Below are 15,719 nucleotides of genomic sequence, written 5' to 3' on the forward strand. Positions count from 1 at the left end.
CTTCCACCGGCCGGACCGGGCGCGATGATTCACGTGGAACAACTGACTTCCGAACAACAACGCGGGCTGCTGGTCGAGATCGGCAAGCTCATCCGGGCAGGTGTCACCGACGCGGCGCGGCCGGCGGCCACCGATTTCCGGCAGGCCGGGGAGCACACCGAACTCGAGGGCCACAACGTCGTGCCCGCCCCCGAGCTGAACGACCTCTTCGGCAGGCTTCGCACCGGCATGTACACCACCGGCCGCGGGGCCTGGCTCCAATCGCGGTTCACGCTCAACCCCGACGGCACGTTCGACTTCGACTTCAGCCTCGACGACGAACCGGCGTGGACCAGGACTCCGCCCACTTCGGCGTACCCGGACGAGCTGGCCGCGTTCCCACGCGAGGACGAGCACGTCCCGGACTGGTGGCGGTTGCGCGCGCAGCTGCCGTTGCGCGTCGAGTTCCGGCACGCCCGGATCGTCGACGCGTACACCGAGGGCGAGCCACCGGTGGTGGACAGACCGGAGCTCGACGAATCCGAAGCGCCGCTGGTCGCGCGGTACCTCGAACGTGAACCGGCGATCCTCTCCGGCAGCGGTCTCGGCAAGGACATCTTCGATCCGGAAGCCGACGGCGACGTCCCCGAGAGTTACCACACCGACGGCACCTGGATCTGGCACGCGTCCGTGCCGCACTACCTGCGGAAATACGGGATCCCGCCGGAGCAGGAGCTGGTCAGGCACATTCGCGGCCAGCGGTTCCAGCCGCCGTACGTCGAACACCTCGTGCGGCGGACCGCGGAAGCGGATCTGCTCGGCAAACCGAGGCCGAAACCGGGCCGCTCCGACGTCAAGAAGACCGAAGGCGACATCGCCGCGGAGCTGGAGACGTCGCCGAACCCGGCCCTGACCGACGAAGAGCTCCTGGTCGTGCTGGTCAGCAGGCTCGGCGAGCACGGCGTCTGGCCGGAGGCGTACCGCATCGGCGACCGCGCGGACGGCGCCTGGTGCCTCAACTTCACCGAGAAGGGCTGGGAGGTCGCGGCCTACTCGGGCGGCGACCCGGTGTCGCCGAAGTACTTCGACAAGCTCGAAGACGCGGCTCACCAGCTTCTCGGCGCCCTCCTGCTGCATCCGGCGAGGATGACCGCCGGCCACGAGACGCCTCTGGAGACGGCGAAGGAACTCGCCGATTGGCCGGTGCAGGCGGCGCCGGGTGAGCCTCCCCTCACCTTGCTCCGTAACAAGCGCGTCAGCCGGATGGTCGCCGGTACGGTCGTACTGCGGTTCGGCGAGGAAACCGGCAATCTGGTTCACCACGGAGGGGTACGGTTCGCCACGACGTCCCTGCCGCTGGAACGGGAGCGTGTCGGTGGGACCTACCGGCTGCGACGCCCGCTCCACGTGATCATCGGTGTCACCGTCCCTTGGGCGAACATGCCCGGCGGGGCGGTGGCCTACGTGCTCCCGAGGACCATCGCCGAGCACGTGTCCGACGGCAGCCTGGAGAGGATCGAGTAGGTGGAATCGGCGGAAGCGGTAGCCAAGGTCGAAGAGTGGCTGCGCGCGGTCCACGGTCCGGACGTGTCCGAACCGGGCGGGGCCGGCCTGCGCGTGAACCACGAGAAGGTCCTGCGCATCCCCGAGGGCTGGTCGGTCCCCTACAACACGATCGCCTTCCTCGACGAGGGTCATGCCGAGAAGGAGATCTTCCCGCCGCCGTCGGTGATCGTCCGCGAACCGGACGGCGAACTGCGTCAGGCGCATCCGCAGCCCGGCGGGCTCAGCGTCCCGGTCGCGTTCCCCGGCCAGGAGGCGTGGCGCGAGGTCGTCGACCCCGAGTACGCCAAGGCCGGACTCGGTGACCTCGGCGTTCCGCTCGCGGTCGTCGCGGGCTGGGTCCAGGTCGGCGCGGACGGCGTCCAGACCGGGCAGGAGCGGGAGAACCCCGAGTACAAGGCCGGTCCGATCCGCCGCGGCTACCCGAAGCCGGAGAACAGGCTCGAAACGCTGCTGTCGTTCGCCAGCGTCGGCTGGCTGACCAGGGAACAGCTGCTCATCGGGCTGCTGCGCTGCGAGGTCTACGTCCCGGTGGACCTGGCGTCGGGCAAGACGGAGCGGTTCTACTTCAACGAAGAACGCGCCGAGCTGCGGGTGTTCAGCTCGACCAGGAACCTCCCGTCCCGCGAACACGGGTATTGGAAGGTCGACATCGCCACGCTCGCCGGGTACGAAAGCCCGCCGAACCTCGTGATCAACGGCGGCCCGGCGACGTTCGAGGACGTCAGCGGCGCCGAACTCGCCGAGACCGCCCAGCGGTTCCCGCGCCGGGGCCCGGGCGTCGACGTCTACGAGCGCTGCCCGGAAGCGGATCCGGAACTGGAGACCTTCGCCGCCGAGACCGCGGCGAAGATGGGCCTGTCCGAACCGGTGAAGCCGCCGCTGGCCGCCGCCGAACGGGCGAGACGCCGCGGGTTCGAACTGAGCGCCGAGGAAGGCCAGAAGACCGTCCTCGGCCAGTCGTGGCTGGCACGGCTCAAGCAGCCGGAGCCGCCGCGCGCCCGCCCGAACGACCTGCGGGCGAACGGGCTGGCGCCGGGTTACGACAACGAGGGGCAGATCCAGCCGCGTCTGGACACCTTCGGGAAGTACTTCGACCGAGACCGCTCCAGTTCGCGCTACGGCTGGCAGCGCGTCACGGGCGCGTACGTGGGCTTCGCGCTCGGCGAGGCGCTCGGGGCGGCAGTCGACCGGATGCGGCTCGACGAGATCCACAACACCTACGGCCCGGACGGCGTCACCGATCTGCCGGTCGCGTTCGACCTGCCCGGCCGGATCGGGCCGCTCACCCAGCGGCTGCTGTTCTACACCGAGGCCGTCATCCGCAGCCCGCATCGCGAGCAGCCGGAGAACCGCTCCGCCGAACAGGCGCTCGGGACGGTCGCCCGCAACTCGCTGATGCGCTGGCTGCACACCCAGGGCGCGCCGCTGGAAAACGCCGACGGCTGGCTGGTGAAGGTGCCGGAACTGCGCGTCCGCCGCACCCCCGACGACGCCGAACTGAACGCCTACCACGCGCTCGCGACCATTTCCCCGACAGCGATGCCGATGAGCGGGCCGGACGCGCTGGTCGCGGCGCTACCGGCGGCGATGACCGCGGCAGGACCGGGGACCGCCATGAGCGGCGGCGTCCGCCAGGCGGTGCGCGACCTCGTTTCGGTCACTCATCCGGGTGAGGTCGACGTCGAAGCGGCGACCTACCTGACGTGGCTGTTCGAACCCGCGCTGACCTCGGAGGCGTTCAGCTACCCGGTCTGGAACATCTCCCGCGAGATGTTCAGCGACCAGAACCCGCACCAGCGGGGGCCGGTCTGGACGGATCTGAAGGCGATGGTCGCGGAATCGGTGCCGTTCTTCGGCAAGCACGGTCTGCCCGATCTGCGGATCCCGGAGCTGATCGGCGACGGCAAGGGCACGCTTTCGGTGCTGGGACGCGCGTTCGCGGCGCTGTCCGGCTTCGAGAACTACCCGGAGCAGGCGCTGCTGCGGGCGGTCAACCACTCGGGCCGCAGCGCGATGACCGGCGCCATCGCCGGTGCGCTGCTCGGCGCCCGCACCGGCATCCCCGGTCTGCCGCAGAAGTGGGTCGATCAGCTGGAGCTGCGCTACCTGGTGGAGAACATCGCCACCGACGTGTTCTGGCATTTCGACCGCCATTCGGCGCTGCACGAGGTCGACGGCTGGGCCGAGCGGTATCCCCGCTGGTGAACGAAATGGGGACGATGAACGAAGAGGAAGCCGTCAGCCGGGTCGAGGAATGGCTGGCGGGCCGCGGCGGGGAGGGCACCGGCGCGTTGCGGGTGCGCCGCGACTACGTCGTGCGCGCGACCGACGGCTGGAACGTCACCTACAACACCGTCGGCTGGCTCGACGGCACCGATCCCGGCACGGGCCTCTTTCCCAGCCCGGTCGCGTTCGTGCCGGACGACGGCGGTGAGATCCGGCTCGACCTGGAGCTGATGGCGGTTTCGGCGGCAGGCGGTGACGACAGCGACGCCTTCACCCGGTGGGCCGAGGTCGCCGATCCCGAATTCGACCCGGACGCGGTCCCCGGTCTGCCCGTGCCGAAGGCGGCGATCCTGCGCTGGGAGCAGCACACGCTCTACGGCGAGCCGACCGGCGCGGTCCGCGCGAACCCGGATCACCGGCCGGGGCCGCGGTTCTCCGGCCGCCCGGCACCGGAAAGCCCCGTGGAGACGCTCCTCGGCTATCTGCGCGTCGAGTGGATCACGCCGGAGGAGTTCGTCCACTGGATGCTCGACCTGGACGTACTGGCCCCGGCGAAGGACGGCCACCTGCAGGTCCGCGATTTCGGCGACGCCGGCGTGCGGTTCGTCGTCTACACCTCCGAGGCGCAGGTGCCGTCGGAGTACACGATGTGGCAGCGAGTCCAGCCCCGCGTACTGCTGCGGCGGGCCAAGGACAACCCCGGCGTCGGCCTGCTGGTCAACCCGGGGCGGCCGGAGACGTTCAACGTCTATCCGGAGACGCTGCGGCAGGTCGCCGACCTCGAACTCCCGGCGGGAACCGAGCGCCCCGAGTCGGTCGGGCGCCCCGCCTACTTCAGCGGGGAGTACGACGGCGCCGCCGTCGCGAACCTCCGGAGTCTCGTCGACCAGGCTCGCGACAACGGCTACACCTTGAGCAACGAAGAGCTCGACCGCTACACGCGGGCCGCGACGCTGTCGTTCGAGCGCTCCCGGGCGAAGCACGACGGCCGTCCGCTGCCGGAACTGCCCGAAGACCTCTTCGCCAACGGCCTGGTGACGCACTTCTACGACAACGGCGAACCTCGCCCGACCGCGTGGATGTTCGGGAAGTTCTACAACCCGACGCTTCCCGTCGGCAGCTTCGCGTACCCCCGGCTTCTCGGCGCGTACGTCGGCTTCGCGCTCGGAGACGCGCTCGGCTCGGGCGCGGACCCCGCCGACGGCCTGCCACTCGGTGGGCTGACCCGGCAGCTGCTGTTCCACACCGAATCGGTGATCCGCGGCCTGGACCCGACTCCGGACAAGCCCGAGATCCCGGCGTCGCTGCCCGCGGGTGGACGGCCGGACGGCTGGGTCGCCAAGGCCACCGAAGGCGCGGGCCCGCCCCCCGCCGAGTTCTCGGCGATGCTGGCGACCGCGCTCGCCGCGACGGTGACCGGCGGCGTGCAGGGTCCCGCCGACAATGCGTTCTACGCGATGAAGGTGGTCCGTGAGCTGGTCGGTTCCGCGGCGGGCCACGAAGTCGTCCACGGTGCCGAACTGCTGGTCAACCTGTTTCGCGCCCAGCTCGCGGCCCGCGACGGCCAACCGGCGGTCGCGAACTTCCTCGAAGGCTTCGACGAGTACGGCGGCGAGGTCGGCGACCTGGTCAAGACCGTGCTCGACCTCCGGAACGACATCGACGGCGATGACGTCGAGCAGTTCGACAGCATCGGAGACGGCCGGACGCCGCTTTCGGTGCTCGGCAGGGCGTTGTTCGCCGCCGCCAAACGGGGCCACGACCCCGAGGCGGCGCTCGCGCTGGCCGCTCGCGGCGGCACGGTGACCGGCGCGCTGACCGGGGCGATGGTGGGCGCCAGGCTCACCGTGCCCGGTCTGCCGGGGGCCTGGCTCGCCGCGTATCCCGGCCTCGGCGTCGTCGACGCCATGGCGGGCGACGCCTATTACTACTTCAACCGCTTCGGCCTGCCCCGCGAACCCGAAGAGCGGCGGCGCTGGGACGCGAACCGGTACCCACGAGGAGATCAGTAGAGACATGCGCGAGTGGCTTCAAGATCCGGCGACCAGGTCGCGGCTGCGCGGCAGCCTGTACGCGGGGGCGCTCGGCGACGCGCTCGGCGCGAAGACCGAGTTCGACTCGATCGACCGCATCCGGGAGATCGCCGGACCGGCCGGCATCACCGGCCTCATCCCCGCGTACGGCGGCCTCGGGCGGATCACCGACGACACCCAGATGACGCTGTTCACCCTGGAAGGCCTGATCAGGGCCCACCACGGCACCGAACCGGTCGAGCAGTCGCTCCAGCTGGCCTACCAGCGCTGGCTGCACACCCAGGGCGTCTCGTGGGAGCGGGCGCGCGGCCCGGAGAACACGAGCCCGGAACCGGACGGCTGGCTGATCACGAACCGCGAGCTGTTCAGCCGTCGCGCGCCCGGCCTCACCTGCTTCAGCGAGCTGGAGGCGTACGGGAAGACCGGAGTGCGCGCCGGTATGGCCAAGCCGGTGAACAACTCGAAGGGCTGCGGCGGCATCATGCGCGCGGCCCCGGTCGCGCTGTGGTCGGACGACCTCGCCGAGGTGTTCCGGCTCGGTGCCGAAAGCGCGGCGCTGACCCACGGTCACCCGAGCGGGTATCTCTCGTCGGGTGCTTTCGCGGTGATCGTGCACGAACTGCTGCGCGGGAAACCGCTGCTCGACGCCCTCGCGACCGCCCGTGCCGAACTGGAGAAGTACCCGGGGCACGAGGAGCAGAGCGTCGCGCTGGACCAGGCTCTCGCCCTTTCCAAGGAAGGGGCCCCGACGCCGGAGAAGCTCGAGACGCTCGGGCAGGGGAACGTCGGCGAAACCGCGCTCTCCATGTCGGTCTACGTCGCGCTGACCACCACGGACCCGAACGTCGCGCTGCTCGCGTCGGTGAACCACAGCGGTGACAGCGACTCGACGGGATCGGTCTGCGGGAACCTCGTCGGCGCGATGTACGGCGAGGAAGAGCTGGAGACGAGCTGGCTCGTGGAGCTGGAGCTGAGCGAAGTGATCGGAGGGCTAGCGGACGACGCGCTCGCGGAGTTCGGTGGGAACGCGCCGGGTGACGACCGGTGGTACGCCCGCTATCCGGCCCACTAGATTTACCTCCGGTTTGGGGAACTTGGGGAGGGGACACATCGTGCGTTACCGGGTACAAGCGGCGGAGCGGCCGGATGGCCTGTACGCCGTCTGGGGGGACACCGTCTTCGCGGCTCAGCGGTCGACCGAAGACGGCACACTGCTGCTCATCGCGCCGCCGGGGGAAGCGGCGCCGGAGGGGTTCGATCGCGACTGGAACGGGCGGCCCGCCCGCGTGGTGCTGAACGGCGAGGCAGGCTCGACCTTCAGTCTCCAGTCGTACGGCCGGTTCGACGACGAGCACTTCCAGATCGCGCCGAACACCGGCGGCGGCGACCTGACCTTGCGCTGGGCGGGCGAGGACGCTGCCCGCGCCGCCGAACTGGGGCTGACGGACTTCTCGACCACGGCCGCGCCGTCGCGGCTGACGGCGTTGTGGCAGACCAGGCACGACTTCGTCGAGACGCCGGAGGCCCGGCCGGAGCCCGGAACGGGTGATCAGGCCGCACTGCTGCGTGCCATCGGCCGGACCCTGCTGCGGGTGCTGCCGCCGGGCTGGCAGCGGGTCGGCGCCCAGTTCCGGCAGGTCGGCGACTACTCCGAACTCGAGGTCCGCTCGGTCGGCGACGAGGGCAACGGCCCGGTGTCGGTGTCGATCGCGGCCCCGCCGGAGCTCGGTTCGCTGTTCGCGCGGTTGCGCGCGGCGATGAACCAGCCCGAGACCGGCACCTGGTTCCAGGGCACCTTCACGCTGGACTCGGAATCGCATTTCGACTTCGACTTCGACGCCGAGCAGGAACCCACGTGGCGGCTGGCGCCGAACGAGGGCGGCAAGCCGTCGCCGCGCGCGTACGCGACCGAACTCGCGATCTTCCCGCGCGACAAGAACCACGTCCCGGCCTGGCTCTCCGCCAAGGCGGGCCTGCCGCTGGACGTGGTGTTCCGGCACGCGAAGGTCGTCGACGCGCACAACGAGGGCGAACGGCCGGTCGTCAACCGGCCGCCGGTGCCGCCGGAAATGATGCGCGGCGTACTGGACTACCTCTTCCGCTCGCCGGTGGCGCTGACCCGGCCGGGTCCGCAGCCGGACATCTTCACCCCGAACGGCCCGCCGGACGTGCCGAACGCCTTCCACACCGACGGCGTCTGGATCTGGCCCGCGGCCGTGCCGCACTACCTGCGCAAGTACGGCGTGCCGCCCGAGCCGGAGCTGGTCGAGCACATCCGGGCCGCCGGATTCCGGCCGCCGCTGGTCGGCGAGCTGGTGCGGGCGACCGCCGAAGCGGAGATCGTCGGCAAGCCGCGGCCGCCGCAGACCGCCGCGGACCTGCCGGACGAGAGCATCCGAACCCGCGTCGAACGCGACGGCGAACCCGCCCGCGACATCAGGGCCGTCGAGGTGCTGGACGTCCTGTACCAGCGCCTGGCCGAACACGGCGTCACGCCGACGTCGTACCGGATCGGTGCGAACGCGGTCCCGGAGCCGGGCCTGTGGACGTTGCGCCGCACCGAGAGCGGCTGGGAGGTCTCACGTCCGCCGACGGACGAGCCGGTGGCGTTCGCCAAACTCGAAGAGGCGGCGCGGTTCTTCCTCGGCACCCTGCTGCTGTACCCGGCACGGGCAACGGTGGGCGCGAACGAGGAGGCCGACAACCCGGCCGACTGGCCGATCCTGCCGCTGCGCGGCGAACCGCCGCTGAACTTCTTCCGCCGCAAGCGGATCGTCGTCCTGCCGGCGGGCACCACGGTGCAGCGGTTCGGGAACGAGACCGGCAACCTCGTGCACGCCGAAGCGGCGCGGTTCATCGAGACGTCACTGGCCGCGGACCGTGAACGCGAGCGCCGCCTGTACCGCATCCTGCGGCCGCTGCGCGTGGTCACCGGCATCACCGCGCCGTGGAACGGGACGCCGGGCGGAGCCGTGGCCTACGTCCTGCCGCGGCCGCTCGCCCAGCATCTCGAAACCGGCGTGCTCTCCCGCGTCCAGTAGCCGCGCCGAGGTCCCGGACTCGCGCGCCCAGGCACGCGAGTTACGGCTTCGATCACGCGAGTTACGCCTTCGATCACGCGAGTTACGGCTCCGCTCACGCGTGGTGGCGGGGTTCCACGGCGAGCCGTCCGTCTGAACACGTGACTGGAGGCGTAACTCACGTGCTTGGAGGCGTAACTCGCGTGTCTGGAGGCGTAACTCGCGTGATTCGGTTCAGGAAGCGGTGATGAGCACCGCGGGCGACCACCAGTAGTCCGCCAGCGGCTCGATCCGGATGCCGGTGAAGCCCGCTTCCTTCAGCTGCGAAGCCCAGTCGGTGGCGGGCTGCTCCCAGTTCGTGCGGTCCGCCCCCGGTTTGACCAGGCCGAGCAGGATCGGCAGCAGGAACCCCTGCGCCACCAGCGACGCGGCCTTGCCGTACTCCGAGATCCCCCGTTCGTAGCGGACGACCAGGGAGAGCAGGTACTCGGCGGAGTCTTCGTCGTACTCGGGCACGTCGAATTCGGCGAGCACCAGGCAGCCGGTGCGCGGCCGGAGCGCGCGGAGGACCTCGGTGCGCTCGGCGGTCGGGATCGACTGGAGTGCGAACGTCGACTGCGTCAGCTGCCAGTGCCTGTCGTCGTCGCGGGCGAGGAACTCCTGCGCGGTGACGTCCCAGGTGTGCAGGCCATGGGTGCCGCCGAGGTGCTTGCGCGTTTCCGCGAGCAACGCGCTCGACGGCTCGACCAGGTCGATGCGGCCCGGCTGCCGGTCCGCCTGTTCGAGGGCGGGGACGACGGCGAGCCCGTCGCCGCAGCCGAGGTCGAGCAGGGAGCCGACGGTGCCGTACCGCCGGGCGAGCATGGCGCTGAGCACGCGGTAGAGCTTGACGTTCCCGCCGCCGCGGATGAACGCCGTGAACGCGGCGGGCTGGTCGTACACATCTCCGCCGCCGCCCTCGGTCAGGTACCGGTGCAGTTCGCGGCCGAGCGTGGATCCGGCGCGCTCGGCGAGGTCCGCTGCCTTGGCCCGGTCACCGTCGCGGTACGCGGTGAGCGCTTCGGCCAGGACGTCCGTTTTCTTCATGTTCTCCTGTTTACCGTCAGAACGGCACCCAAAGGGTGACTCTGGTGCCATTGCCCGGAGCCGACTCCACCCTCGCGGTCCCGCCGACCTCGTTCAGCCGGGCGGTGATGGACTCGCTGATCCCGAATCCGGCGGGCCGGGAGTCGATGCTGAACCCGGCACCGTGATCGCGGGTGATCACGGTGACGCCGCCTTCCCGCTCCTCGACGCGCACGACGACCTTGTCCGTCCCGGCGTGTTTGAGCGTGTTGCGCAGGGACTCGCGGACGGCGTCGCGGATGGCGATCTGCCGGACCTCCGAAAGCGTGTCGTCGTCGAGTTCGGCGATCACGAGCTGGGCGCGCAAGCCGTCGCGCGCCATCTCCGCCGCCAGCGACGCGAGCTTCTCGCCCAGCGGCCGCGACCCGGCCTCCGAACGTTGCGAAGCCTCGTTCTCGATCGTCCGCCGCAGCTCCATCGACTGCGCCCGCGCCAGCCGCTGCACCTCCGCGAGCCGCGCGGCCGCGTCGCCCTTGTTGACCAGCGCGATCGCTTCGAGGGTCTGCAGCACCGAGTCGTGCAGCATCCGGTGCTGGCGGGCGCGTTCGGCGATCCGGCCGTTGCGGATGCCGTACGCGAGAGCGAGCCGGGTGCCGAGCCCGATCAGGACGAGGGCGCCGCTCGCGGTGAAGAGCACGCCGAGGATCGACGGGAAGGTGGCCATCGCGTCGCCTGGCGCGGCGCGGCCGGTGCCGAACAGGGACGCGAGCATCCGCACCGGGAAGCTGACGAGGGCGAGTGCCACGGCGGCGGGCATCCCCAGCGCCAGCGCCAGCAACGCGACCTCACCGAGCAGGTGTTTGCCGGGCACCGCCATCGCCTCGGTGAAGACCGAAGCCGGCACCAGTGCCCCCACCGCGAGCGGCGCGAGCAGCGTGAACACGAGGTCGAGCGCCAGCAGGCGGACGGCGTGCTGCGGGCGGAACGGCGCCGAGCGCAGCATCCACCGGATCCCGTACAGCGACAGCGCTGCCGACCCGAGTGCCACCAGCCCGACCGGGCCGATCCCGATCATGCCGTGCGTGGAGACGTAGACGCCGAACGCGCCGGGCACCGCGAAGAGCCGGTAGACCAGCGGGACGAGGGCGACATACCGGGCGGCCCTGAGCAAGAGGTTGTCGCGATGAGCCGTGTCGATCGGACCGGACATCTGCTGGATCCGCCGGAGCGCGCGCATCGGTGTCGGGTCGCCGACCTCGTCGGACAGCTCGCTCGTCGCCGTGGCCAGCGCGGGCGCGCCGCGACGCAGCAACGTCACCAGAAAACTGGGCGGCCGCTTCGCCATGGATTTTCCCCCTGCCCGGAGCACCGGCAGGAGTATCTCCGTTTACGCCGGACGGATCCAGAGGCCAACGGGGGTCATCTCAGCCGATGCCGTTCTCGGCGGCCCATTTCTTCAACTCGGCGACCGCTTCGTCGTGCTCCAGCGGGCCGCGGTCGAGCCGCAGTTCCTTCAGGTGCTTCCACGCCTTGCCGACGTCCGGCCCCGGCTTGAGCCCGAGGATCCGCATGATCTCCTCGCCGTTGAGGTCCGGCCGGACCCGGTCGAGGTCTTCCTGCGCCTGGATCGTTTCGATCCGCCGCTCGAGGTCGTCGTAGGTCGCCTGCAACGCGGCCGCCTTCTTGCGGTTGCGCGTGGTGCAGTCGGCGCGCACCAGCTTGTGCAGCCGGGGCAGCAGGTCGCCGGCGTCGGTGACGTAGCGCCGCACCGCCGAATCGGTCCATTCGCCCTTGCCGTAGCCGTGGAACCGCAGGTGCAGGAACACGAGCTGGCTGACGTCCTGGACGATCTCCTTCGAGAACTTCAGGGCACGCAAACGTTTGCGGGCCATCTTCGCGCCGACGACCTCGTGATGGTGGAAGCTCACTCCGCCGCCGGGCTGGAACTCGCGCGTCGCGGGCTTGCCGACGTCGTGCAGGAGCGCCGCGAGCCGCAGGATGAGATCCGGCTCCGACGTCGGCTCGTGGGTCTTCTCCAGGTCGATCGCCTGCGCGAGCACGGTCAGCGAGTGCTGGTAGACGTCCTTGTGCTGGTGGTGCTCGTCGATCGCCAGCCGCATGCCGGGCACCTCGGGCAGCACCCGGTCGGCGAGGCGGGTGTCGACCAGCAGCTCGATTCCGGGCCGGGGGTCGTCCGCCAGCAGCAGCTTCGACAGCTCGGCTTGGACGCGTTCGGCGGTGATCCGGTCGATCTCGTCGGCCATCGACGTCATCGCGTCGATCACGCGCGGCGCCGCGGTGAACCCGAGCTGCGCGGCGAACCGCGCGGCCCGCAGCATGCGCAGCGGGTCGTCGGCGAAGGACTCCTGCGGGGTCGCCGGCGTGTCGAGCACCTGGTCCTGGAGCGCCTGGAGCCCGTCGTACGGGTCGACGAAGGTCTTGCTCGCCAGGTCGATCGCCATCGCGTTGACCGTGAAGTCACGGCGAAGCAAATCTCCCTCGATGCTGTCGCCGAAGGTGACCTCGGGGTTGCGGCCGACGCGGTCGTAGCTGTCGGCGCGGAACGTGGTGATCTCCAGCGTCATGCCCTGTTTGGTCACGCCGACCGTGCCGAACGCGATACCGACGTCCCAGACCGCGTCGCCCCAGGCGCTGACGATCTTGAGCACCTGGTCCGGCCGGGCGTCGGTGGTGAAGTCGAGGTCGTTCGACAGCCTGCGGAGCATCATGTCGCGGACGCTGCCGCCGACGAGGTACAGGCTGTGCCCCGCCTTCGCGAAGAGCTTCGCGAGCTCGTCCGCCAACGGGGAGATGCGCATCAGCTCGGTCACGGCGTTCTGCATCGCAGTGCTCTTCCCCGCAATCGCCTGCCCGGCGACCACCTTGTTCACGACAATCCCACCACGATTTGGATGTACTTACTACGGCCGGGCCCAACACGGGCACGGTGAGCCAGCGTACCCGTACCGCCGTTTGCTCTAGCATCGCAGCATGTCTGGATCAGCCGGCCGCTCCGGCGCTTCGAAGCCGGGCCGCCGGCGGAGGCGCAGGCGGGGAAGGCGGCTGACGACGGTCGACGAAACCTCGGCCGGCGGACTCGTCGTCGACGCCGAACGGGCGAACGCCGCGCTGATCGGGCGGCTCGACCGGCACGGCAGACTGCTGTGGTCGCTGCCGAAGGGCCACATCGAGGACGGTGAGACGGTGGAGCAGACAGCTGTGCGCGAGGTGAAGGAGGAGACCGGCATCTCCGCGCAGGTCCTCCAGCCGCTCGGCACCATCGACTACTGGTTCGTGGCCGAGCGTCGGCGGGTGCACAAGACAGTGCACCATTTCATCCTGGAAGCCACCGGCGGCGAACTTTCGGACGAGGATGTCGAGGTGACCGAAGTCGCCTGGGTGCCGCTCGCCGAGCTGGAAACCAAACTCGCCTACTCCGACGAGCGCAAGCTGGTCCGGAAGGCCAAAGAACTCTTCGCGCAGCAACAGCACACCGCCGAGGGAGCACCTGAGTGAAGCGGCTTGCCGCCACTGTCCTGTCGATCCTGTTCCTGGCCTTCTCGGCGCTGCCCGTCACGGTCGCGCAGGCCCAGGAACAGCCCCGGCTGCGTGTGGACCTCGACGAGTTGAACCCCCGCGTGGTCTCCACGACCTCGACTTCGCTCACCGTCACCGGCCGCGTCACCAACGTCGGCGACCGGAAGATCAGCAAGCTGGGCGTCCGGCTGCAACTCGGCACCCGGTTGCAGACCGAGCAGCAGATCGGTGACGTCCTCGCGGGCGACAAGTTCAAGGACCTCGCGACGACGGAGTTCGTCGACCTCGTGCCGGACACTCTGGAGCCTGGCCAGAGCGCCGCGCTGAACCTCGCCGTCCCGCTCGGCCAGTCCTCGAAGCTCCAGTTCCCGAAGACCGGCGTGTACCCGCTGCTGGTCAACGTCAACGGCACCCCCGATTTCGGCGGACCGGAACGGCTGGCGGCGGTCACCCTGCTGATGCCGGTGCTCGGCATCCCCGGCAAGGCACCCGCGTCGCGTCCGCTTTCGGCGCCGTCGGCGAGCCTGCTGTGGCCGATCGCGAACAGCACCGTGCACGTCGTCTCGTCCCCGCTCGGCGGCCCGCTGACCGTGGCGGACGAGCGGCTCGCGGACGAACTGGCCCCGGGCGGACGGCTGGACGCACTGGTCGCGGCGGCACGCGCGGCCGAGGCGGACACGAAGGTCTCGTCGTCGCTGTGCCTGGCCATCGACCCCGACCTGGTCGCGACCGTGGACGGGATGACCCGCGGCTACCAGGTCGCCACCGGCGGCGGACCCGTCCCCGGCAAGGGCGTCGACACCGCGAAGAACTGGCTCGGCCAGCTGAAGGCGCTGGTCGCGGGCCGCTGCGTGGTCACCCTCCCGTTCGCCGACGCCGACCTCACCGCGCTGACGAAGGTCCGGGCCGGCGACGCCACCGACACCGCGCTCCTGGCCAGTGCGGTCGGCGGCGCGGCGGCGATCAAGAACCTGCTCGGCATCCAGCCGCAGGACGGCGTGCTCTGGCCAGGCGGCGCACTCGACGCGCAGACCGTCGAAGCGATCGGCAAGGCCGGTGTCAAAACCGTGCTGACCGATTCGGGCAAGCTCCAGTCCGATTCACCCCTTTCGGGCATTGTCGCCCTCGAAGGCACGGACCTGCGCGCGCAGCCGATCGACGCGCTGATCACGTCCGCGCTGAACGGCTCGGAGTCCACCCAGAACGGGCTCGGCGCCATCGCCTTCCGTGCCGGGCTCGGCGGGCAGACCGGGCAGGAGCGATCGCAGCTGCTGATCGCGCCGCCGCGGCACTGGACCGCGACCGGCCCCGAACTCACCACGTTCCTGGAGCGGATGGGCGACTTCTACGCCGCGGGCCTCATCAAGTCGTCGCCACTGCCCGACCTGCTCGGCGAGAGCCCGTCCGGGACGGCGTCGGTCAACTACGACCCGCAGGATCTGACGGCCGCCACCAGCGGCGACGTCACCGCGAAGATGTCCCAGATCGACAACGAGACGCTGGGCCTGTCGTCGGCGATGACGATGGATGCCACCAAACGGGTGAAGCCGGCCGACGTGATCGCCCCGGTCCGGCTCGCCCTCATCCGGGCAGCCTCGACGTCGTGGCGTGGCGCGGACGCCGCGACCGTCACCGGCAACGCCCGCGGTGATCTCGACGCGATCCGCGGCCAGGTCACCGTGGAGCGGCCGAAGCAGACGATCGCGCTGGCTTCCGGCGCGTCGCCGCTGCCCGCGTACATCACCAACGGCCTGCCGGTCGGCGTCAACGTCCGCACCGTGCTGAAGAACAACGTCGGCCTGCGTCCCACCGAGGCGGTCCCGGAGCGGACCGTCCCGGCCAACGGCGCCGTCAACCAGCTGCTCCCGGTCGAGGCGCTCCGGGCAGGCCGGTTCAGCGTCGACGTGTCCCTGACCACGCCCGACGGGACCAGGCTCGGCACCGACGCGCGGTTCGAGCTGACCTCCACGGAGTACGGCGCGATCACCATCATCATCACGATCACCGCGGCCGGCGCGTTGCTGCTGCTCTCGTCCCGCCGGATCTACCGGAGGATCAAGGACTCGCGAGCCGATCCGGCCGGAGAAACCACCCCTCGTGTGACCGAGGACGCACAGGTTTAAGTGTTTCAGGGCGTTGCCGATTACCCTGGGTCGAACGATGCCACCGGGCATCAGGTAGTCGAGCACCGAGGATTGGGCACGCGTTGGAAAGAGAGCCGGGTGTACCGCCCGAGCGTGCAGGCCGTCCCCGGCGCGAAGGTACTCCGCCCCCGCCCCGCCGCACCGATGGT

General features: G+C 70.4%; 10 protein-coding genes. 7 read left to right on the top strand and 3 right to left on the bottom strand.

The window, feature by feature from the left end; translation table 11 throughout:
* Positions 1-33 precede the first annotated feature (33 nt).
* Genes DL991_RS05210 through DL991_RS05230 form a run of 5 tightly spaced genes read left to right on the top strand, consistent with a single transcriptional unit; the run spans position 34 to position 8,845 of the window.
* Positions 34-1,503: a TNT domain-containing protein gene (locus tag DL991_RS05210; RefSeq protein ID WP_125781501.1), complete on the top strand. Its 1,470-nt coding sequence runs from the start codon at positions 34-36 to the stop codon at positions 1,501-1,503.
* Positions 1,504-3,750 carry an ADP-ribosylglycohydrolase family protein gene (locus tag DL991_RS05215; protein ID WP_125781503.1) on the top strand — a complete coding sequence of 749 codons (2,247 nt, stop codon included), beginning with the start codon at positions 1,504-1,506 and terminating at the stop codon, positions 3,748-3,750.
* Between the two features lie 5 nt (positions 3,751-3,755).
* The gene (locus DL991_RS05220) at positions 3,756-5,783 is read left to right on the top strand and encodes a YrhB domain-containing protein (protein WP_233598678.1); all 2,028 of its coding nucleotides are present in this window, start codon (positions 3,756-3,758) and stop codon (positions 5,781-5,783) included.
* A 4-nt stretch (positions 5,784-5,787) separates the two neighbouring features.
* Complete coding sequence (locus DL991_RS05225; RefSeq protein ID WP_125781505.1) at positions 5,788-6,876, top strand: ADP-ribosylglycohydrolase family protein; 1,089 nt, start codon at positions 5,788-5,790, stop codon at positions 6,874-6,876.
* A 40-nt stretch (positions 6,877-6,916) separates the two neighbouring features.
* Entirely contained in the window at positions 6,917-8,845 is a 1,929-nt protein-coding gene (locus DL991_RS05230; protein WP_125781507.1) for a TNT domain-containing protein, read from the top strand.
* A 213-nt stretch (positions 8,846-9,058) separates the two neighbouring features.
* Here the strand turns inward: DL991_RS05230 and DL991_RS05235 are convergent, their stop codons facing one another.
* From DL991_RS05235 to DL991_RS05245, 3 genes are all read right to left on the bottom strand, one after another.
* Entirely contained in the window at positions 9,059-9,910 is an 852-nt protein-coding gene (locus DL991_RS05235) for a class I SAM-dependent methyltransferase (RefSeq protein ID WP_125781509.1), read from the bottom strand.
* A 16-nt stretch (positions 9,911-9,926) separates the two neighbouring features.
* Positions 9,927-11,234: a sensor histidine kinase gene (locus DL991_RS05240; RefSeq protein ID WP_125781511.1), complete on the bottom strand. Its 1,308-nt coding sequence runs from the start codon at positions 11,232-11,234 to the stop codon at positions 9,927-9,929.
* Positions 11,235-11,313: 79 nt separating this feature from the next.
* The gene (locus tag DL991_RS05245; protein WP_125781806.1) at positions 11,314-12,732 is read right to left on the bottom strand and encodes a CCA tRNA nucleotidyltransferase; all 1,419 of its coding nucleotides are present in this window, start codon (positions 12,730-12,732) and stop codon (positions 11,314-11,316) included.
* Positions 12,733-12,880: 148 nt separating this feature from the next.
* Here DL991_RS05245 and DL991_RS05250 point away from each other — a divergent pair, with 148 nt between their 5' ends.
* On the top strand, positions 12,881-13,405 hold the full coding sequence (locus tag DL991_RS05250; protein WP_125781513.1) for an NUDIX hydrolase: 525 nt from the start codon (positions 12,881-12,883) through the stop codon (positions 13,403-13,405).
* The gene (locus tag DL991_RS05255) at positions 13,402-15,549 is read left to right on the top strand and encodes a DUF6049 family protein (protein WP_125781515.1); all 2,148 of its coding nucleotides are present in this window, start codon (positions 13,402-13,404) and stop codon (positions 15,547-15,549) included. Before DL991_RS05250 ends, DL991_RS05255 begins: the two co-directional genes overlap by 4 nt.
* Positions 15,550-15,719 lie beyond the last annotated feature (170 nt).

This window comes from Amycolatopsis sp. WAC 01375, from assembly GCF_003947325.1.
Classification (GTDB): Bacteria; Actinomycetota; Actinomycetes; order Mycobacteriales; family Pseudonocardiaceae; genus Amycolatopsis.

Coding starts and splice junctions, on each gene's coding strand:
- DL991_RS05250 (WP_125781513.1), top strand. CDS start 12,881: ATGTCTGGATCAGCCGGCCGCTCCGGCGCTTCGAAGCCGGGCCGCCGG.
- DL991_RS05225 (WP_125781505.1), top strand. CDS start 5,788: ATGCGCGAGTGGCTTCAAGATCCGGCGACCAGGTCGCGGCTGCGCGGC.
- DL991_RS05240 (WP_125781511.1), bottom strand. CDS start 11,234: ATGGCGAAGCGGCCGCCCAGTTTTCTGGTGACGTTGCTGCGTCGCGGC.
- DL991_RS05235 (WP_125781509.1), bottom strand. CDS start 9,910: ATGAAGAAAACGGACGTCCTGGCCGAAGCGCTCACCGCGTACCGCGAC.
- DL991_RS05245 (WP_125781806.1), bottom strand. CDS start 12,732: ATGCAGAACGCCGTGACCGAGCTGATGCGCATCTCCCCGTTGGCGGAC.
- DL991_RS05220 (WP_233598678.1), top strand. CDS start 3,756: ATGGGGACGATGAACGAAGAGGAAGCCGTCAGCCGGGTCGAGGAATGG.